General features: G+C 62.2%; 16 protein-coding genes, 5 tRNA genes and 2 pseudogenes. 9 read left to right on the top strand and 14 right to left on the bottom strand.

Annotated features, from left to right (window positions below):
* The first annotated feature begins 2 nt into the window (after nucleotides 1-2).
* Nucleotides 3-566, top strand: a complete 564-nt coding sequence (epsC, locus tag ACKFR8_RS06780; RefSeq protein ID WP_306508378.1) for a serine O-acetyltransferase EpsC — start codon at nucleotides 3-5, stop codon at nucleotides 564-566.
* On the opposite strand, the gene ACKFR8_RS06785 is transcribed toward epsC, so the two are convergent.
* The 5 genes from ACKFR8_RS06785 to ACKFR8_RS06805 all read right to left on the bottom strand — a co-directional run bounded on the left by ACKFR8_RS06785 (nucleotide 563) and on the right by ACKFR8_RS06805 (nucleotide 1,516).
* Nucleotides 563-937, bottom strand: a complete 375-nt coding sequence (locus ACKFR8_RS06785) for a GNAT family N-acetyltransferase (RefSeq protein ID WP_408929538.1) — start codon at nucleotides 935-937, stop codon at nucleotides 563-565. The two genes, epsC and ACKFR8_RS06785, sit on opposite strands and share 4 nt — an antisense overlap.
* A tRNA-Phe gene (locus ACKFR8_RS06790) sits at nucleotides 905-977 on the bottom strand. The genes ACKFR8_RS06785 and ACKFR8_RS06790 overlap by 33 nt, the downstream gene beginning before the upstream one ends.
* Before the next feature lie 21 nt (nucleotides 978-998).
* Nucleotides 999-1,072 (bottom strand) — tRNA-Asp (locus ACKFR8_RS06795).
* A gap of 256 nt (nucleotides 1,073-1,328) precedes the next feature.
* Nucleotides 1,329-1,405, bottom strand: a tRNA-Asp gene (locus ACKFR8_RS06800).
* Between the two features lie 35 nt (nucleotides 1,406-1,440).
* Nucleotides 1,441-1,516 (bottom strand) — tRNA-Glu (locus ACKFR8_RS06805).
* An 84-nt stretch (nucleotides 1,517-1,600) separates the two neighbouring features.
* On the opposite strand from ACKFR8_RS06805, the pseudogene ACKFR8_RS06810 reads away from it, so the two are divergent.
* Together ACKFR8_RS06810 and ACKFR8_RS06815 are read left to right on the top strand one after the other, a co-directional pair.
* A pseudogene (locus ACKFR8_RS06810) lies at nucleotides 1,601-1,921 on the top strand (metal-sensitive transcriptional regulator); the annotation flags it as partial.
* A 174-nt stretch (nucleotides 1,922-2,095) separates the two neighbouring features.
* Nucleotides 2,096-3,307, top strand: coding sequence for an IS1249 family transposase (locus ACKFR8_RS06815; RefSeq protein ID WP_408929539.1), 1,212 nt, complete (start codon nucleotides 2,096-2,098; stop codon nucleotides 3,305-3,307).
* 130 nt (nucleotides 3,308-3,437) lie between these two features.
* Here ACKFR8_RS06815 and ACKFR8_RS06820 read toward each other — a convergent pair.
* Nucleotides 3,438-3,510 (bottom strand) — tRNA-Lys (locus ACKFR8_RS06820).
* 95 nt (nucleotides 3,511-3,605) lie between these two features.
* Complete coding sequence (locus tag ACKFR8_RS06825) at nucleotides 3,606-5,108, bottom strand: acetyl-CoA hydrolase/transferase family protein (RefSeq protein ID WP_306507135.1); 1,503 nt, start codon at nucleotides 5,106-5,108, stop codon at nucleotides 3,606-3,608.
* A gap of 224 nt (nucleotides 5,109-5,332) precedes the next feature.
* On the opposite strand from ACKFR8_RS06825, the gene dusB reads away from it, so the two are divergent.
* Both dusB and phoU read left to right on the top strand, forming a co-directional pair.
* Nucleotides 5,333-6,478: a tRNA dihydrouridine synthase DusB gene (gene dusB / locus ACKFR8_RS06830; protein WP_306507134.1), complete on the top strand. Its 1,146-nt coding sequence runs from the start codon at nucleotides 5,333-5,335 to the stop codon at nucleotides 6,476-6,478.
* Nucleotides 6,479-6,527: 49 nt separating this feature from the next.
* Nucleotides 6,528-7,256, top strand: a complete 729-nt coding sequence (gene phoU / locus ACKFR8_RS06835; protein WP_144792363.1) for a phosphate signaling complex protein PhoU — start codon at nucleotides 6,528-6,530, stop codon at nucleotides 7,254-7,256.
* 111 nt (nucleotides 7,257-7,367) lie between these two features.
* On the opposite strand, the gene pstB is transcribed toward phoU, so the two are convergent.
* The 5 genes from pstB to mshD form a co-directional block, all read right to left on the bottom strand.
* Nucleotides 7,368-8,141 (bottom strand): phosphate ABC transporter ATP-binding protein PstB, encoded by a 774-nt coding sequence (gene pstB / locus ACKFR8_RS06840; protein ID WP_408929540.1) that lies wholly within the window; start codon nucleotides 8,139-8,141, stop codon nucleotides 7,368-7,370.
* Nucleotides 8,142-8,180: 39 nt separating this feature from the next.
* On the bottom strand, nucleotides 8,181-9,098 hold the full coding sequence (gene pstA, locus ACKFR8_RS06845) for a phosphate ABC transporter permease PstA (protein ID WP_239181156.1): 918 nt from the start codon (nucleotides 9,096-9,098) through the stop codon (nucleotides 8,181-8,183).
* 13 nt (nucleotides 9,099-9,111) lie between these two features.
* Nucleotides 9,112-10,161 carry a phosphate ABC transporter permease subunit PstC gene (gene pstC, locus ACKFR8_RS06850; protein ID WP_408929541.1) on the bottom strand — a complete coding sequence of 350 codons (1,050 nt, stop codon included), beginning with the start codon at nucleotides 10,159-10,161 and terminating at the stop codon, nucleotides 9,112-9,114.
* Nucleotides 10,162-10,302: 141 nt separating this feature from the next.
* A complete protein-coding gene (gene pstS / locus ACKFR8_RS06855) occupies nucleotides 10,303-11,412 on the bottom strand; it encodes a phosphate ABC transporter substrate-binding protein PstS (RefSeq protein ID WP_408929542.1) in 1,110 nt (369 codons plus the stop codon).
* Between the two features lie 163 nt (nucleotides 11,413-11,575).
* Nucleotides 11,576-12,532, bottom strand: coding sequence for a mycothiol synthase (gene mshD, locus ACKFR8_RS06860; protein WP_408931004.1), 957 nt, complete (start codon nucleotides 12,530-12,532; stop codon nucleotides 11,576-11,578).
* Nucleotides 12,533-12,571: 39 nt separating this feature from the next.
* On the opposite strand from mshD, the gene ACKFR8_RS06865 reads away from it, so the two are divergent.
* The gene (locus ACKFR8_RS06865; RefSeq protein WP_408929543.1) at nucleotides 12,572-13,420 is read left to right on the top strand and encodes an LmeA family phospholipid-binding protein; all 849 of its coding nucleotides are present in this window, start codon (nucleotides 12,572-12,574) and stop codon (nucleotides 13,418-13,420) included.
* Between the two features lie 38 nt (nucleotides 13,421-13,458).
* Here ACKFR8_RS06865 and ACKFR8_RS06870 read toward each other — a convergent pair whose 3' ends face one another.
* On the bottom strand, nucleotides 13,459-14,499 hold the full coding sequence (locus tag ACKFR8_RS06870) for a diacylglycerol/lipid kinase family protein (RefSeq protein WP_408929544.1): 1,041 nt from the start codon (nucleotides 14,497-14,499) through the stop codon (nucleotides 13,459-13,461).
* 64 nt (nucleotides 14,500-14,563) lie between these two features.
* Here ACKFR8_RS06870 and ACKFR8_RS06875 point away from each other — a divergent pair, with 64 nt between their 5' ends.
* Entirely contained in the window at nucleotides 14,564-15,223 is a 660-nt protein-coding gene (locus tag ACKFR8_RS06875; RefSeq protein WP_408929545.1) for an FABP family protein, read from the top strand.
* 21 nt (nucleotides 15,224-15,244) lie between these two features.
* Here ACKFR8_RS06875 and ACKFR8_RS06880 read toward each other — a convergent pair whose 3' ends face one another.
* The gene (locus ACKFR8_RS06880; protein ID WP_408929546.1) at nucleotides 15,245-16,126 is read right to left on the bottom strand and encodes an aminodeoxychorismate lyase; all 882 of its coding nucleotides are present in this window, start codon (nucleotides 16,124-16,126) and stop codon (nucleotides 15,245-15,247) included.
* A 30-nt stretch (nucleotides 16,127-16,156) separates the two neighbouring features.
* Between ACKFR8_RS06880 and ACKFR8_RS06885 the strand changes: the two are divergent.
* Nucleotides 16,157-17,219: pseudogene (locus ACKFR8_RS06885) on the top strand (YgfZ/GcvT domain-containing protein).
* Between the two features lie 187 nt (nucleotides 17,220-17,406).
* Nucleotides 17,407-17,628, top strand: coding sequence for a DUF3073 domain-containing protein (locus tag ACKFR8_RS06890; protein WP_408929547.1), 222 nt, complete (start codon nucleotides 17,407-17,409; stop codon nucleotides 17,626-17,628).
* The last annotated feature ends 9 nt before the right edge of the window (nucleotides 17,629-17,637 follow it).

A 17,637-nucleotide genomic window follows, 5' to 3' on the forward strand; every position in this document is an offset into this window, starting at 1 on the left:
GTATGCACATCTTGAGGACGATCCGCGAAGATCTCGCCAATGCCCGCGATCATGACCCAGCCGCGCGCGGCGACGTGGAAAATGCTGTGGTGTACTCCGGCCTACACGCCATTTGGGCACACCGCATCGCACACCTGATGTGGCAGCGCGGCTGGCGCGGTCCTGCGCGCATTCTGGCTCAAGTCAACCGGTTCTTCACCGGCATTGAGATCCACCCCGGAGCGACCATTGGGCGGCGCTTCTTCATTGACCACGGGATGGGGATTGTTATCGGTGAGACCGCCGAGATTGGGGACGGCGTGATGCTGTATCACGGCGTTACGCTCGGCGGGCAGGTGCTCACGCAAACCAAGCGCCACCCCACCATTGAGGACAACGTGACGATCGGCGCCGGCGCCAAGGTCCTCGGCCCCATCACCATCGGTCACGGCTCCGCTGTGGGTGCCAACGCAGTGGTGACTAAGGATGTACCCCCAGAGCACATCGCCGTCGGCATCCCGGCCACCAACCGCCCTCGTAAGAAGAGCGAGTGCATCAAGCTGGTGGACCCAGACTACTACATCTAGAGGTTGCCTTCGCGCGTGGTCAGCGGCTGAAATTCGGGGTTCTTCTCAATGAAGCCGGCGACCGCGCTGCAGGTCGGGATGACCTGGCGGGAGGCCGTAGAGTCATCCTCCAGCGCGGTCTGAATAAGCGGCTTGGACAGGCCCTGACCGCGGAACTTCTCATCGATGACGGTGTGGAAGAACTCGCGGGTGGCCTCGGTATCGCGGTACTCCGCAAAGCCCACCTCTTCCCCGTCGACGGTGATGACGAAGCGGGACTGATCGGTCTGGTGTGCAACTGAAGTAGACATACCACTATTAAACCAAAAGAACCCCCTCGCAAGGAGGGGGTTTTCTTGTGGCCAGAGCCAGGATCGAACTGGCGACCCCACACTTTTCAGGCGTGTGCTCTACCGACTGAGCTATCTGGCCAGAAGCCACACGTGACTTCGGCGACCCTGACGGGACTTGAACCCGCGACCTCCGCCGTGACAGGGCGGCGCGCTAACCAACTGCGCCACAGGGCCATTTTTAATTATCTCTTGTGCGCTGGGCACGAATAAGTACTTTACACAACGCGTAGAATACACACCAAATCAGCATGTCATCGGGGCTTTTCACCAAGTTGCGAGGCACGCCTTCGCACCACCGCTTTCCGGCCCCCACCGCGCAGCTATACCTAAAGCTTCCCACCCCTCACGGACACTGCCGGTGCGGCCACCTCAGCGCACGACAAAGGCCCCGGAGAACCATCTCTCTGATGGCGCTCCGGGGCCTTAACTTTGGCGACCCTGACGGGACTTGAACCCGCGACCTCCGCCGTGACAGGGCGGCGCGCTAACCAACTGCGCCACAGGGCCAAAGATATTAAATTCGCACCAACACGTAATTGTGTTGGTACCCCCAACGGGATTCGAACCCGTGCCGCCGCCGTGAAAGGGCGGTGTCCTAGGCCGCTAGACGATGGGGGCCCGTTGCCGTGGAGGCAACGTTGTAAAAATATACTGGAGATATCCTGAATTGACCAAATCGCCCCGTCAGAAAGGCGGTACACCATGGCTGACCAGCACGATACCTGCGCCTGTCACGAACCAGGCGTGCACGGCTACAACGCCGATAGCGAGCAGAAGGCGAAGTATCTGGCACGACTCAAGCGCATTGAGGGCCAAACTCGCGGCATCCACCGCATGATTGATGAGGACCAGTACTGCATCGACATCATCACGCAGATTTCTGCCGTCACCTCCGCCCTCGAGAACGTGTCTCTCGCGCTCCTGGAGGACCATATCGAGCATTGTGTTGCCGGGGCTGCAGCAGAGGACGAGAAGGTCGCTGCAGAGAAGCTAGAGGAGGCTATGCGCGCCATTCGTAAGTTGGGGCTTAAGGGACATTTCGTGTGGATAAATCGATGTGGATTCCCCGGGCAGCCTGGGGTAATGCGGTGATCTTGATTTTGAACTGGTTCCAACAGCCCGATCTGAGAAATCAACACCGGATAGTCCTAGGTCTGTGGTAGGAGGACTGCTGGCGGTGCGGTAAGGCCAATTCCTATGGCTAAAAGGAATCGGCCGTCGTGTGACATGTGCGGCCACGGACTGGTGAAGAACGGCAAAACCGCGGCAGGAACCCAACGCTGGCTATGCCCTCAGTGCAACGCATCATCGGTTAATACCCGGGTGCACACCAGCGAGATTCGGCACTTCAAAATCTTTATTGACTGGATTCTTTCCGGGGAATCCGCAGACCATTTAGCCACACGGCTTGGCGTAACAAGGCGCACGTTAACCCGGTGGTTCAAGATGCTGTGGTTTATCACCGTGCCAACCGCTACAGACCCCTATCGTGTCTATGACCAGGTCTTTATCGACGGCACCTACTTTCACAAGAAATGCCTGCTTGTAGCCTGCACCGATACACACGTCATCGCCTGGCATTGGTGCTTGCGGGAGACCTCATACGAGTACTTAAAACTGCTCGACAAAATCGCTCAACCACTCGTTGTCACCACCGACGGGGCAGGCGGAGCGCTCAAGGCGCTGCGCACTAAATGGCCCGACGTGAAAATCCAGCGCTGCCTAGTCCACGTCCAACGCAACACCTTTGCCGACATCAGCCGCAACCCGATTCACCCAGCCCATAAAGCAATCCGGAAGCTGGGCTACATGCTCGTCCAGGTACACAGCCTTGAGGACGCTGCACGGTTTACAGCTGCAGTCCACCACACCCGCATCACCTTTGGTGATTGGCTTAAACAGCGCACCTATCGCAGCACGGTACCTGCAGGCCAAGTACCGAAATGGGTCAGCCCCAACCAGAAATGGTGGTACACCCACCGCAACGCCCGCAGGGCTCTAAAGCGCTTAGAAAAGCTCCTCCACGAAGAACAGCTATTTGCCTTTCTCACCCCGCCTGAAGGTGTCACACACGATTTAAAAGCCACTACAAACCTGCTGGAAGGTGGCATCAACAAACAGCTCAAAGACTTAGCCGGAAACCATCGTGGCATGTTCGATGAGCATCAGCGCATCACCATGGACTGGTGGCTCTACACTCACACCGAAGACCCGGTAGCGCCGCTGGAGTTAGCCAAGCAACAAGACTTCGGACGCCAAGGAGAAAAGACAGCACGCGCGGCCTGGGCAAAAGAGCAACTTAAACGACGCGGCCACCCAGACGGGCGACCTGCCACATACGACACCGGCATCGACAACGAATGGAACCCCAGCTTAGGCATAAGAAAAGGCTGGGCCGGACGCTCCTAAATCCACACGAAATGTCCCTTAACGCGACACGCTGCAAATCCACACGAAATGTCCCTTAAGCCTAAGTTGGTCAAGAGCTAACCCGCCCACAAAACCACGTGCAGCCGCCCGAAGGCGGCTGCACGATGGGTGGGCCCTGCGGGGATCGAACCCGCGACCTGCGGATTAAAAGTCCGTAGCTCTACCAGCTGAGCTAAAGGCCCAATGCTCACTCATCCTAGTAGGTGGCAAGCAGGAAAGGAAAATGACCCTCACCCCTTAAGAAGACTTCCCGGGCGAGGGTCAGTGTCCAGCGGAGTTAGCCGCGCATGTCACCCTTCTCCATGAAGTTCACCTGGAAGTCGAAAGCCGTCTTCAGATCGTGCGGGGTGTGCTGGAACTTGTTCTCCTTGGCGCGGGTGAAGTACTCCTCCAGCAGCGGGCGGTAATCCGGGTGTGCCACGGAGATGACCTTCTCCACGCGCTCGGTCGGCGCCAGGCCACGCAGGTCGGCAACGCCATATTCGGTAATGATGACCATGGTGTCGTGCTCGGTGTGGTCGGTGTGCGACACGAACGGAACCAGCGCGGAGATGGCACCGTCCTTGGCCACCGACGGGGAGACGAAGGTGGAGATGTAAGCGTTGCGGGTGAAGTCGCCCGAGCCGCCGGTGCCGTTCATGATGCGGGAGCCGGAGACGTTGGTGGAGTTGATGTTGCCGTAGATATCGGCCTCAATCATGCCGTTGGAGGAAATCAGGCCCACGCGGCGGATGACCTCCGGGTGGTTGGACACCTGCTGCGGGCGCAGGATGATGTGCTTGGCGTAGCGCTCAGCCTCTGCATTCATCTTCTCTGCGTACTCCGGGGACAGCGCGAAGGAGGTGGCGGAGGCGACGGTCATCTTGCCAGCGTCGATAAGATCGAGCATGCCGTCCTGGATGACCTCGGTGTAGGCCTGGATGTTCTCGAACTTGGAGTCCAGCAGGCCCGCCATCACGGCGTTGGGAACGTTGCCCACACCGGACTGCATGATGAACTTGTCGTACTCGAGGCGGCCGGCGGCCACCTCACCCTCGAGGAACTCGATGAAGTTGGCGGCAATCTTCTCCGATACCTCATCCGGCGCCTTAAACGGGGCGTTGCGGTCCGGGGCGTTGGTCTTGACTACTGCGACAACCTTCTCCTCCGGGATCTCGATGTACGTGGTGCCAATGCGGTCGCCCGGGGAGGTAATCGGGATGGGCTGGCGGTTCGGCAGCTTCTCAATGCGGTAGATATCGTGCATGCCCTCGAGGTTCTCGGACTGCCACTCATTGATCTCGATGATGATCTTGTCCGCCGCCTCGATGTACTCCAGGTTGTTGCCCACGGCCGAGGAAGGGACGATGTTGCCCTTCTCATCAATGCGCACGGCCTCAATGATGGCCACCTGGAAGTCGCCGTAGAAGCCCTCTTCTACCTGCTGGCCCGAGTGGGACAGGTGCATGTCCTGATACAGGGCGGAGCCGTCGTTAAAGCGGCCGCGCAGAGTCGGATCGGAGTTGTACGGGGAGCGGAAGCGAATGGCGTTCGCCTCCGCCAGCACGCCGTCGCAGTCCGGAGCGGTGGAGGCGCCGGAGAAGACGTCGATCTTGAACTCCTCGCCCGCCTCGTGCGCAGCCTTAGCCTTCTCCGCAATGGCCGTCGGCAGCGCCTTGGGGTAACCCGCGCCGGTAAAGCCGGAGATGCCTACGCGGTCGCCGTGATTGACAAACTTTGCAGCGTCCTCGGCATTCATTACGAGCTTTGCAAACGGTGCGTACGCGATTCTCTCAGACATGTAATCCTCCTTTATGCACGGAAAGGACCTATATTACGGTCCTTCCCTGTTAGTTACATGCACCACAGTAGCGAATGTGCGGAGAATTTACCGCAATCTTCGCAATAGTGTGCACCCCCTCTCTATCCCCATTCCCCACACTTCCCGCGCGGCACGATATGCGCGTCACGCTCGCCGGCACCCCAATTTGCCACCCCACCCACTTACCGCGCACAATTGGCGGCGTGACTCTTGCAATCGGAAATATTCAGCTCAACTCGCCCGTTGTCCTCGCCCCCATGGCCGGCGTGACCAACGTGGCGTTCCGTGTGCTGTGCCGCGAGCAAGAGATTGAGAAGACCGGAACCGTTTCCGGCCTTTATGTGTGCGAAATGGTCACCGCGCGCGCCCTAGTAGAGCGCAACCCCAAGACCATGCACATGACCACCTTTGATCCGCAGGAGAGCCCACGCTCGCTGCAGCTATACACCGTCGATCCGGAGTACACGTACAAAGCCGCGAAGATGATCGTGGATGAGAACCTGGCGGACCACATCGACATGAACTTTGGTTGCCCGGTGCCGAAGGTGACGCGCCGTGGCGGCGGCTCCGCGCTGCCCTACAAGCGCCGTCTCTTCGGCAACATCGTGGCCGCGGCTGTTAAGGCCACGGAGGGCACCGACATTCCCGTCACCGTGAAGATGCGCGTGGGCATCGATGACGAGCACCACACGCACCTCGACGCCGGACGCATTGCGGTGCAAGAGGGGGCGTCGGCAGTCGCGCTCCACGGCCGCACCGCGGCACAACGCTATTCCGGTCACGCGGACTGGAACGAGATTGCCCGACTCAAGGAGCACCTGGCTGATACCGGCATCCCGGTGTTGGGCAATGGCGATATCTTTAAGGCCACCGATGCCCACGCCATGATGGAGCAGACCGGCTGCGATGGTGTCGTCGTCGGCCGCGGCTGCTTGGGCCGCCCGTGGCTCTTTGCGGAGCTCTCGGCGCACCTGCGCGGCGAGCCCGTCCCGGCCGAGCCCACCCTGGGCGAAGTCACGCGCATCATGATCCGTCACGCGGAACTGCTGGCGGAGCACGACGGCGAAGACCAGGCCAGCCGCGACATCCGCAAGCACATCGGCTGGTACCTGCGCGGCTTCCCCGTCGGTGGCCAGGTGCGCGCGGGACTGTCCCGCGTGAACTCCCTCGCCGATCTCCGAGAGCTGCTCGCTCCATGGGCGGATTCGCCGGCGCTTGCCGACGACGCCGATGGCGCCCGTGGCCGCCAAGGCTCCCCCGCCAAGGTGGTCCTGCCCGACGGCTGGCTGGACGATCCGGAGGATGCCACCGTACCGGAGGGCGCCGAGATTATGCACTCTGGCGGTTAAGAATTACCTCGACGCGCGCTAGACCAAAAAATGCGCTATCCTAACGGCCATGCGAGCCGCTTACCGCGAACAAATGGATAATTTCTCTCATGACCTCATCATCATGAGCGATAACGTTCACTCCCTGATGACCCTGGCATCCCAGGCCCTGGTGGAGTCTGCCTTGCAGCCTGCCGAGGAGGCGCTCTCCATGCGTGATGAGCTGGATGAGCTGCGCGCTCGCTGTGAGGACCGCGCCGTCTCCCTCTTGGCACTGGAGAACCCGATGGCCAAGGACTTGCGCCAGGTCATCTCCTCTATCTACATCGTGGAGGACTACTATCGCATGGGCCGCTTGGCACAGCACATTGCCGAAAGCGCCCGGCGCCGCCACCCCGAGCCCGTGGTGCCGAATGAGATCCTGGGCTACTTCGAGGAGTATGTGCGCCTGGTTCTGGAGATGTCCACCACCTTGCGGGAGCTCCTCGTCACCAGCGACCCGGAGCTGGCGCTGCGCCTGACTACCGACGACGACGCGGTGGACGATATCAACCACCACCTCCTGCGCCTGCTCACGCAGCGCGAGTGGGATGCCTCAGTGCGCGAAGCCGTGGAAACCTCCCAGCTGTCACGCTACTACGAGCGCTTCGCAGACCACTGCGTGTCCGCCGCCAAGCGCATCATCTACCTGGCCACCGGCTTGGCCCCCGAAGAGTACATTGCCAAGCGCGACGAAGAGCAGCGCGACGCCGAGTTCGAGTCCCGCATGGCGGAACTCGAGCGCCAGTTCCGCCACTAGGCACGAGCACTCCCCCTCGCCTTCTACGGCGTAAAAAGAGCCAGCCCCTCCTAGACCATTTACGGTCCGGAGGGGCTGGCTTTTTACGTATCCGCGCCGCGCCTGTCGGGCTTAGCCGAAGCGGCCGGAGATGTAATCCTCGGTGTCCTTCTTGGACGGGTTCTCGAAGATCTTGGTGGTGTCATCGAACTCCACGAGGTGGCCCGGCTTGCCGGTGGCCTCCAGGGAGAAGAAGCCGGTCTTATCGGACACACGGGCTGCCTGCTGCATGTTGTGGGTCACGATAACGATGGTGAAGTTCTCCTTCAGCTCGTGGATGAGGTCCTCCACGGCCAGGGTGGAAATCGGGTCCAGCGCGGAGCAGGGCTCGTCCATGAGGAGGACTTCCGGCTCCACGGCAATCGCGCGGGCGATGCACAGACGCTGCTGCTGACCACCGGAGAGGCCGCCGCCCGGCTTATCCAGGCGGTCCTTGACCTCGTCCCAGAGGTTAGCGCCGCGCAGGGACTTCTCGGCAACTTCCTTGAGCTTCTTCTTGTTCTTCTCGCCGGACAGCTTCAGGCCGGCAACGACGTTGTCCTCGATGGACATGGTCGGGAACGGGTTAGCCTTCTGGAAGACCATGCCGATGGTGTTGCGAACAGACACCGGGTCCACCTTGGGACCGTAGATATCCTGGCCGTCCAGGAGGATCTGCCCCTTCACGTAGGCACCCGGAATGACCTCGTGCATGCGGTTGAGGGTGCGCAGCACGGTGGACTTACCGCAGCCGGACGGGCCAATGAACGCGGTGACGGCCTTCGCTGGGATCTGCATGTTGACGTTCTGTACGGCGTGGAAGTCACCGTAGTAGATGTTCACGTCATTGAGCTCAAGCTTGGACATGAGTAATGCTCCTAGTGTGTAAGTAGAGAGTGGTTACGGTTACTTCTTGACCGAGAACTTCGCCGAAACGATGCGCGCGGCAATGTTGAGGACGGCGATGAGGATAACCAGCGTCAGCGCGGCACCCCACAGCTTGTCCAGCACGGCAGGCTGTGCACCAGACTTGTACATGTCCAGCATCATCAGCGGCAGGGAGGACTGTGCGCCCTTGAACGGGTCCCAGTGGATGGAAGACGTGGAACCGACCAACACCAGGACCGGTGCGGACTCACCCATGATGCGGGCCACGGCCAGCATGATGCCGGTGACGATGCCGGACAGGGCGGTCGGCAGAACGATGCGGGCGATGGTCTTCCACTTGGGAACGCCCAGCGCGTAGGACGCCTCGCGCAGGTCCATCGGGACCACGCGGAGCATCTCCTCGGTGTTGCGGACAACAATCGGGATCATGAGCAGCACCAGCGACAGGGCCACGGCCATGCCGGAGCGCTTGAAGCCAAAGATGGTAATCCACATGGCGAAGATGAACAGCGCCGCAACGATGGACGGGACACCGGAGAGGATGTCCACCATGAAGGTGGTCAGACGGCTCAGGAGGCCGCCCTTGGAGTACTCCACCAGGTAGATGGCGGTGAAAATACCGATCGGCACCGAGATGATGGTGGCGATGATGGTCTGCACGAAGGTACCGATGATGGCGTGGGCGGCACCGCCGCCAGCCTCGGTATCGAGAATGCCGCGCTGGGAGCTGGTCCACCACTCCGGCGAGATGACTGCACCGGCGCCGCGGGCGATGAGCTCATAGAGAACCCACAGCAGCGGGATCATGGCGATGATCATGGTCACCCACACCAGCACCGTGGCGACGTTGTTGGTGGCCTTGCGGCCGGCGGAGATATCCAGGAAGGTCGGGCCGGAGGAGGCCGGGACGGAATTGGTAGTCGTAGTCGTAGTCATTCTTCGTCCCTCCTTACTTGCTCTTCACGATGGAGCGGGCAATGGCGTTGACCAGGAAGGTCAGCAGGAACAGCATGAGGCCTGCGGCGATGTAGGCACCGGCGCGCATCTCATTACCAAACTCGGCGGCTGCCAGGGCGATGGCGGTAGCGAAGGTCGTACCACCGTCGAACAGGGAGAAGCGGAAGTCCACCAGCGGGGAGACGACCATGTAGAGAGCCATGGTCTCACCCAGCGCACGGCCCAGACCCAGCATGGAGCCGGCGATGTAGCCGGACATACCGAACGGCAGGACAGTCATGCGGATAACTTCCCAGCGGGTAGCACCCAGCGCCAGCGCAGACTCGACCTGGCCGGGAGGGGTCTGCACGAAGACCTCGCGGGCAGTAGCGGCGATGATCGGGAGGATCATCACGGCCAGCACGATGCCACCGGTCAGGATGTTGCGGCCAGTCGCAAAGTTCGGGGAGTTGTCGTAAACCTTGAACAGGAAGAATCCACCAGCCCAGGAGTGGATCCAGGTGTACAGGCCGGACAGCGCTGGGCCGAGCACCTGCCAGCCCCAGAGGCCGTACACGATGGACGGCACAGCGGCGAGCATGTCCACTAGGAAGCCCAGCGGCTTGACCAGTTTGGCGGGGGCGTAGTTGGACAGGAAGATGGCGATGCCGAGTGCGACCGGCATCGCGATGATGAGCGCCACGACGGAGATGAGCACGGTGGAACCGAACATCGTCGGAATACCGAACTTCATCGCGTCAGTGTTGGTGGTCTCCCAGCGCTCGCCGTAGGTGAAGAAGCCCCACAGGCCGCCCTCGTTGACGGCGAGGGACGGCACTGCCTGCAGGATCAGGAAGGCTGCGATGGCAGCGATCATCACCGTAATCAGCGTCGCGGAAGCGGTGGACAGGAACTCGAATACGCGGTCGCCCGGGCGCTTAACGCCGGACTTCACTGCGGGTTCGGTTGCTACGTTGGCATCGTTCTTCGACATTGCCGGCTGGGACGTAGCGATAACGTCCTCCTCGGCTGACGACGCCGTAGTGAGATTGTTGTCTGCCATGAGACTACGAAATCCTTTTCAACGGAAGCAATAAAAATATGTGACATGCCAGCGCCCCCAAAGCGCTCGTAACGGGCGGATTGGGGGCGAAAGCGGTGCTAGGCAGTGCGCCCAGCGGTAGCTATCACGCGCTAAGCGCTCTTACTGGATAGCCTCAACAGCAGCCTTCAGGCGCTCCAGGTGGTCGCCGGAGACCGGGATGAAGCCGGCGTTCTCCAGGTCCTCGTTCTGGTTGTCCAGGACGGTGTTGAAGAAGGCCTTGACCAGAGCGGAGGTCTCCTCATCGTAGCCAGCGGAGCAGACGATGTTGTAGGTGGTCAGGATGAGCGGGTAAGAGCCCTCGTCGTCGGAAGCGAAGAGCTTCTCGGAATCAACGACCATGTTGTGCTCGGAGCCGGTCTCCTTGAAGGCCAGGTGGTCCAGGGCAACGCCGACGGACTCGGAGGAGAGCTCAACCGGGCCGCTACCGAAGTCGATCTTGGCGATCTTGACACCGTCGCCTTCCTTCTGCTTTGCGTAGCCAGACTCCACGTAGGTGATAGCACCGTCGATGGAAGCAACCTGGTCAGCAACACCGGAGGAACCGTTAGCGCCCTCACCGACAGAGTCCGGGAACTGCTTGCCCTCGGAGTCCCAGTTGCCGGTAGCAGACTTCAGGAACTTCTGGAAGTTGTCGGAGGTACCGGACTCGTCGGAACGGAAGATGACGGTGATGTCCTTCTCCGGCAGGTCGGTGCCCTCGTTCTCTGCCTTGATGGCGTCGTCGTTCCACTTGGTGATCTCACCCTTGAAGATCTTGGCCAGGGTGTCGGTGGAGAGGTTGACCTCGGTGTCACCCAGGTTGTAGGCGATGGCGACCGGGCCGATGGTGGTCGGCAAGTGCCATGCATCGTTGCCACCGCAACGCTCCTTGGCGGCCTCGACCTCACCCTTGTCCTCCTTCAGAGCGGAGTCAGAGCCAGCGAAGTCTACGGTTCCACCGTTGAAGGCCTTGACACCGGCGCCGGAGCCGGAGGAGGTGTAAGAGAAGTTAGCGTCCGGGTAGGCCTCGAGGAAGGCCTTCTCGAAGACGGACATAGCGGACTTCTGAGAGGAAGCGCCCTCACCGGAGAGGTCACCGGCGACGTCCTGAGCGTCAGCGCCGCCCTCGGAGGAACCAGAATCGTTGGACTCGGAGCAGGCGACGAGAGCGGTAGAGGTAGCGGCGACGATGCCGAAGATAGCGGCGGTGCGCTTGAAGTTGCGAATCACGGGAAACCTTTCCGGTGCGGATACAAGAGAATGATTGTCCGAGGAAATCGCCTCACAAGTCGAGCACGATTAACTCACGGGTAGTAAAGCTATCCACGCCGGGTTAACCACACAGGGATCAAAAGATGAACACTCGGTAAACATGTACCAAAAGTGCGTGAGACTAGTCACTCCCAACGGTAGGGCGGGCCCACACGCAATGCTCTTCGGCCACCGTGAAGCCCAGTCGCTCGTAAGCCTTCACCGCCGGCTCGTTGTCTGCCTCCACGTAAAGGATGACCTGAGCTGCGTCTTTACCCTCACCTTTGTCCAGCATGCGCTGCAGGCCTGCCGAGAGCAGCGGCCCGCCCAGGCGGCGCCCGCGGTAGTCCTGCGCCAGGCCCACGACGTAAACCTCGCCGAAAGGTGGCTTGCCCTCGGCCTCGGTCTCGGTATGCCATTTCAGCCAGTGGAAGCCCGCCAGCACGGGATCGCCTTCCTGCGCGGTATCCCACAGCAAGAGCACGTCGGCGGGGTTAAACCACTCCGCCTCCATGCCGCGGTGCAGGCGCTGGAGGTCCCAGCCGCCCTGCTCCGGGTGCCAAGAAAAGGCCTCATTATTCACGCGTACCCACTCGGAGTCGACGCGCTCGCAGCCCCAGGCGGAAACAGAATCGGAGTAGTTCTCAATCCGCAGCTCGCCGTCCAGCGCGCCCTGCCCGGCCGCCGCACGAAGAGCCTCGCCCTCGATAGACATCACGAGCAGGCGGCGGACCACCGCCAGATCGTTGCGCTTCGCCAGCGCTTGGGCGGCGGGAAGGTTACCGTGCGCCCACAGCTGAGCGGGCGTGGGGAGGGTGTCCACTGCGACTGCGACAAGCGCCTGCCCCACTCCTTTCCGGCGGTGTCCCGGGTCTACGACCAGCTCCACCTGATCGCCATCCACGGCGGCAACGCCGCGCACCGCGCCGTCCTCCACGGCCAGGAAGTGGCGGTGCCCCAGGCGCTCATCGCACAGACCCAGGAGGAACTGCTCCGAGAGCGGATCAATCCCATCCTGCCCCGCTGCGGCCCGGGCGAGGTCCTCCGCGCGTTGCGCCAGCGCGGGGTTCGACGGCAATGCGAGTGTCTCAATCTCAATATTCATGCTTCCCACAGTACGTGCGGTAGAAATAGAGGGGTGACCGTCATCCATCTCAGCCGCAACGCCCTCCGCCTCGCCGCCGTCGCGGGCGTGCTTCTTACCGCATGGCTGGCGGATTCCGCGGTGGCGATGCATACCGAACACAGCGTGGCGCAGGAGGCAAAGGAATCCTCCCGCCTGGAAACCACCCCGAACGTCTACGTCGGCGGCGTGCCGTTTACTGCCGCAGCGCTGCGCAAGGAAATCCCCTACCTCGAGGTGAACTCCTCCGACGTGGAGGTACCGCGGCTAGGCATGGTCAATGCTTCCACCACGCTGCGTGATATCACGATCCAACCCGAGCAGCTCTTTAGTGGCGACCTGGAGGGCGCCCCGGTCTCGACGTACACGCGCAGCATCAGCCTCGATGGCGTGGCGCTAGGGCGCCTTTTGGGTATTACGGACCTGTCCATTGCCAACCCCGATGACATGTCTCCTGCCGGCGGCCCCTCCGCGGAGGCAGAACTGACCGGCACCCTGCCGGGAGACACTCACAAGTCCACCGCCACGGTGACGCTGCGCCTGGTGGGCCCGGAGTTCCGGATGAGCGTCTACGGCACCGATGACGAGCGCCTGAAGAAAGCCTTCGGACTCGTGCTAGACACCCGTTCGCTTCCGCTGCCCTCCCAGGCCACCTCGGTGAAACTGCTCGGCGGCTCCATCTCCTTCGAGGTGCAGCGCCGCAACATCACTCTCAAGACCACCCAGCTCTCCCCGCTGGAAATCGACGGCTCGGAGGAACAAGCGGTCCTGGATGCCGAGCAAAAGGCGCAGGACACCGCCAATGAGGTCGGCAGCGCCCCCACCACGCCGCCGAGCTGGAAGCAGAACCGACAGCAAAATTAGCCGCCGCGACACCTGCTATGCCGCGTTAACGGGCGGCCCTAATTAATGCGGACCAAGTCTCGCAGTACGGCGCGGAAGCTGCGCTGGGAGGCCGGGTGCGGATCAATGGGCGCGAAGACCTCCAGGGCCTGCGGGACGGACTCCAGGTGGATGTCGGTGAACTTCCCTTCCGATTCTCCATCTGCTTGGAAGCGGTGCGGCTTGGGGCAGCTCAGGTCCACTTCCGCCGCGTCCTCGAAATGCAAGGTCCGCGCGTCCGCCACCTTGTTGAGCCAGTGGCGGTGATCCACACCGAACAGGTGCAGCACGCCCACCAATCCGTCGAGGCCGTTGAGGTCCGAAACGCCGAAGAGCCCCAAGCCTTGATCGAAGGAATTGCGCGGATTGGTCACCACCGGAAGTGGGCCCAGGAAGGTCCACGGGTTGGTGTTGGAGGTGAACATGACCGGCACGTCCTCCGCCTCGAAGGTCTCCCCGGAGCGCGACACCGCACGCACGGAGATCCGCGGCGGGTGGACGCGGGCGCGCTGCAGGGCCTGGAAAGCCACGGCCAGATAGCGCAACGGTGTGGCCGAAAAGCCCTTCTCGCGGGCGCGGTCGACGCGGGCCAGCACGTCGGCGTCCAGACCGAACCCCGCATTGACGGCGAACCAGCGGTCGTTCCAGGTTCCCAGGAACACCTCGCGGCGAATGTCGCGCTCCAGCATGCGTGCCAACACGTGGGCGGCCTCCACCGGAGTATTGGGGAAGCCCAGCGCGCGCACGAAGACGTTTGCGGAACCAGTCGGGACGACTGCGAGCGCCGGAATGTCCTGCGGCGCAGGCCGCGACTCAGCGTTAGCCGGGCCAAGCAGGCCGTTGATAATCTCATTGACGGTGCCGTCACCGCCGAATACCAGAATGACGTCGAAGTCCTCGCGGGTCATGCCGCGGACCATGTCCTCGGCGTGGCCGGGGTAGTGCGTGAACTGAGTCAGCAGGCGGAGCCCCTCCACGTCACGGATGACGGGCAGCACCTGACGAAACAGGACCGAGTTCTGGCTCGTGGAGTTCGGGTTAGAAATAAGCAGGACTCGCATAGGCGCCCAGAATACTGGAACCGAGGTGGTTTCTGTGTCCTCTCCCCGACTACGCTGGGACAGCATGAGCGAACAGACTGCTAATGGAAATCACCCAGAAAACACCAAGATCGACGGCAACGAGGCCGTCAACCAGGCCGCCGAGGCGTGGAAGGACGCTGCTTCCCGCAATATCCCGACCGTGGCGGTAGCGGAGAATCCCCTCCCGAATGAGACGGCCAACCTGCGCCAGGGCCCGTCGCTGCATGACGGCCTTTTGGGACTCCTCCCCCTCGTGGGCGTCTGGCAGGGCGAGGGCCAAGCCCACAGCACCGACGGCGAGCAGTACTCCTTTGGCCAACAGCTCATCATTGCCCACGATGGCGAGAACTACCTCACCTACTCCTCCCGTACGTGGAAGATCGACTCCGAGGGCAACCCGGCCGGCCCAGACATGCGGGAGAATGGCTTCTGGCGCATCTCACCCAAGGACGAGATCGAGATGACCTACACCTCCTCCAACGGCATCAACGAGATCTTCTACGGCTCCCTCTTTAACGAGCGTGCGTGGCAGCTGGAATCTGCCTCCACCATGGTCACCGAGACCGGCCCGGCCAACCTGGGCCCGGGCAAGCGCATGTACGGTCTGATGCCGAACAACAACCTGGGCTGGGTGGACGAGCGGCTGGTCGACGGCGAAATGCGCCCCTACATGTCCGCCGAGCTCTCCCGCGTCGCGGGCTAGCCCACTTCTTCGGGGGAGTATTTAGCGGGCCAGTGCGGCGTCGATCAGCGCGCGAATCTCCTCCGCGTTGGCCGGCGCCTTCAATTTCACGCCATCCAGGCGGGTAACGCGCACCGCCGTGCGCACGGAGGAGACCAGCCACACGGAGTCCGCGCCCTGCAGGTACTCCACGGTCAGCTCCTTAGCCTTGCAGCGGAATCCCTGTTCAGCGGCATATTCAAAGAGCGCTGCCTGCGTGGTGCCGGGCAGAATTCCCTTGCCTGCCGGGGTACGCAGCTTCGAGCCTTTGACCGCCACCACCGTGGAAGTAGCTCCTTCCAGCACCTGGCCGGTCTTCGGGTCGGTGAAGATGACGTCTTCAAACCCGCGCTCGCGGGCCAGGCGCAGCGTGGCCATCGTCGCCGCGTAGTTGAGGGTCTTTGCCGGCAGTTCTTCCGCCACCTGCCACAGACGCGGCGTGCTCATGACCTTAACGCCGGATTCTCGCTGCGCCACGACGTCTGCGGGTATCTCCTGCACCGCAACCCAGGCGGTCGGCACGCCGGTGGCCGCGCGACCACGGGTGTACGTCCATGTACATTTGGCCTCCGCCTGCGCGTCTCTATCTGCCGCCGAGCCGGCGAAGAAGTCCGCGATGGCCAGCTCGGTCGCCTCCCGCCACTTGTGCAGCGGCGGCTCTGGCAGCTCAAGTGCGCGGGCGGACTGCGCGAAGCGCTCAGCGTGGCGCTCCAGGTTGGCGGCCTTGCCGTTGCGCACCAGCAGGGATTCAAAGATGCCATCTCCGCGTGTTACGGCGGCGTCGTCCCAGTAGACCAGCGGCAGGTTCGGCATATGCCTGCGCACCGATCCCCCAAAGGGCTCTACCACGTAGATGACCGGCTCTTTCTTGCGCTGAAAGCTCATGTACCCGATTATGCCTTACCATCGGTAGCCGTGAGTTATTCTTCGCCGCTACTTTCCCGCCCCGGCGCCGCTGAGTTTCAGGGCGCCACGCTTGTCGACGTCTCATCGGTCCCCTGGCACTACGGAAACCCTTTGGTGGAACAGCGCGCCGTGGAGTCCTCCTCCGCCATCGTGGACCGCTCCCATCGCCGCGTCATTGCGGTCTCCGGGTCGGACGCTGCAGGCTTCCTCAACAACCTGCTCAGCCAGAAGCTGGACGACGTCCCCGCGGGGTTGAGCGCCGGCGCCCTTGACTTGGACGTGCAGGGCCGCGTGCTGCATCAGATGGACCTCACCTTCACGGGAGACACCTTCTACCTCGACGTTCCCGAAGCGCAGTTCGAGTCACTCCTGACGTTCCTTACCCGGATGATCTTCTGGTCCCAGGTGACGGTGGAGGAAGCCGATATTGCCATCGTCACCGTGCTGGGCGCGCCGTTGCAGGCACCCGCTGGGGCCGTTTTCCAGCGCACCGTCGAATGGCTGGGCTGCCCGCGCCAGGACTTCGGCGTGCCGCGCGCAAAGCTCGAAGCGGCCGTGAACGAACTCGAAGCCCAGGGCGGCACCCTGGCAGGGCTCCTGGCCTACACCGCCGAGCGAGTCAAGGCCCGCGAGCCGGAGCTGGCCGCGGACCTGGATGAAAAGGCCATCGCGCACGAGGTACCGCACTGGATCCGGCGCAGCCCTGAGCACCCGGCCTTCGTCCACCTAGACAAGGGCTGCTACCGCGGCCAGGAAACCGTGGCCCGCGTGGAGAACCTGGGGCGCTCGCCGCGGCTTCTGGTGCTGCTCTATCTGGACGGCTCGGCTCCTGAGGCCCCGGAGTCCGGCGCCGACATCACCCTGGGCGGGCGGCGCGTAGGCCGCCTGGGCACGGTCGTGGAAGACTGCGACTTCGGCCCCATAGCACTTGGTCTGGTCAAGCGCAGTGCGCTGGGACAGGGAGATTCTGAGCATTGGTCCGGTGGCGGCGTCGGTGGAGCCGGAATCGATTCCGGTCGATGAAGGCCCGAAGGCCGGGCGCGCCGCTCAGGACCGCCTGCGCGGCCGGTAGTGGTAAATCGCACATGCCCCCATCGCCGCGGGGTATAGCACTATTTGCTCCCATTGCAGGGGGTAGTTCGGAATTTTTTCGTCACACAGGCTATTGTGTCTTACAGGAACATACACATATCTGATTAAGACGATGGGGCGGCCAAGAATCCCTGGTCCGCCCTACACACCTCAAGGGGGTCATGCACATGGGACGCGGACGCGCGAAGGCAAAGCAGACCAAAGTTGCACGCCAGCTGAAGTACAACTCGCCCGAGATGGATCTGGATTCCCTCCAGCGTGAGCTGGCCTCGCAGAATTCCCGGGGCGCGAATCGCTCCCACGATGAGGACGAAGACCCGTATTCGGAGTACGCAGACTACGCCGATAAGTGGGATTCGGACGAGTGGGATAAGGACGACGAGCGCTAGGCCCTTGAG

This window comes from Corynebacterium axilliensis (genome assembly GCF_046097495.1).
Lineage (GTDB): Bacteria > Actinomycetota > Actinomycetes > Mycobacteriales > Mycobacteriaceae > Corynebacterium.

Excerpts from the sequence above, each read along its gene's own strand:
- ACKFR8_RS06890 (WP_408929547.1), top strand. The coding sequence starts at position 17,407 with ATGGGACGCGGACGCGCGAAGGCAAAGCAGACCAAAGTTGCACGCCAG.
- phoU (WP_144792363.1), top strand. The coding sequence starts at position 6,528 with ATGCGAGCCGCTTACCGCGAACAAATGGATAATTTCTCTCATGACCTC.
- epsC (WP_306508378.1), top strand. The coding sequence starts at position 3 with ATGCACATCTTGAGGACGATCCGCGAAGATCTCGCCAATGCCCGCGAT.
- ACKFR8_RS06815 (WP_408929539.1), top strand. The coding sequence starts at position 2,096 with ATGGCTAAAAGGAATCGGCCGTCGTGTGACATGTGCGGCCACGGACTG.
- ACKFR8_RS06825 (WP_306507135.1), bottom strand. The coding sequence starts at position 5,108 with ATGTCTGAGAGAATCGCGTACGCACCGTTTGCAAAGCTCGTAATGAAT.
- pstA (WP_239181156.1), bottom strand. The coding sequence starts at position 9,098 with ATGACTACGACTACGACTACCAATTCCGTCCCGGCCTCCTCCGGCCCG.
- ACKFR8_RS06880 (WP_408929546.1), bottom strand. The coding sequence starts at position 16,126 with ATGAGCTTTCAGCGCAAGAAAGAGCCGGTCATCTACGTGGTAGAGCCC.
- pstB (WP_408929540.1), bottom strand. The coding sequence starts at position 8,141 with ATGTCCAAGCTTGAGCTCAATGACGTGAACATCTACTACGGTGACTTC.
- pstC (WP_408929541.1), bottom strand. The coding sequence starts at position 10,161 with ATGGCAGACAACAATCTCACTACGGCGTCGTCAGCCGAGGAGGACGTT.
- ACKFR8_RS06870 (WP_408929544.1), bottom strand. The coding sequence starts at position 14,499 with ATGCGAGTCCTGCTTATTTCTAACCCGAACTCCACGAGCCAGAACTCG.
- ACKFR8_RS06875 (WP_408929545.1), top strand. The coding sequence starts at position 14,564 with ATGAGCGAACAGACTGCTAATGGAAATCACCCAGAAAACACCAAGATC.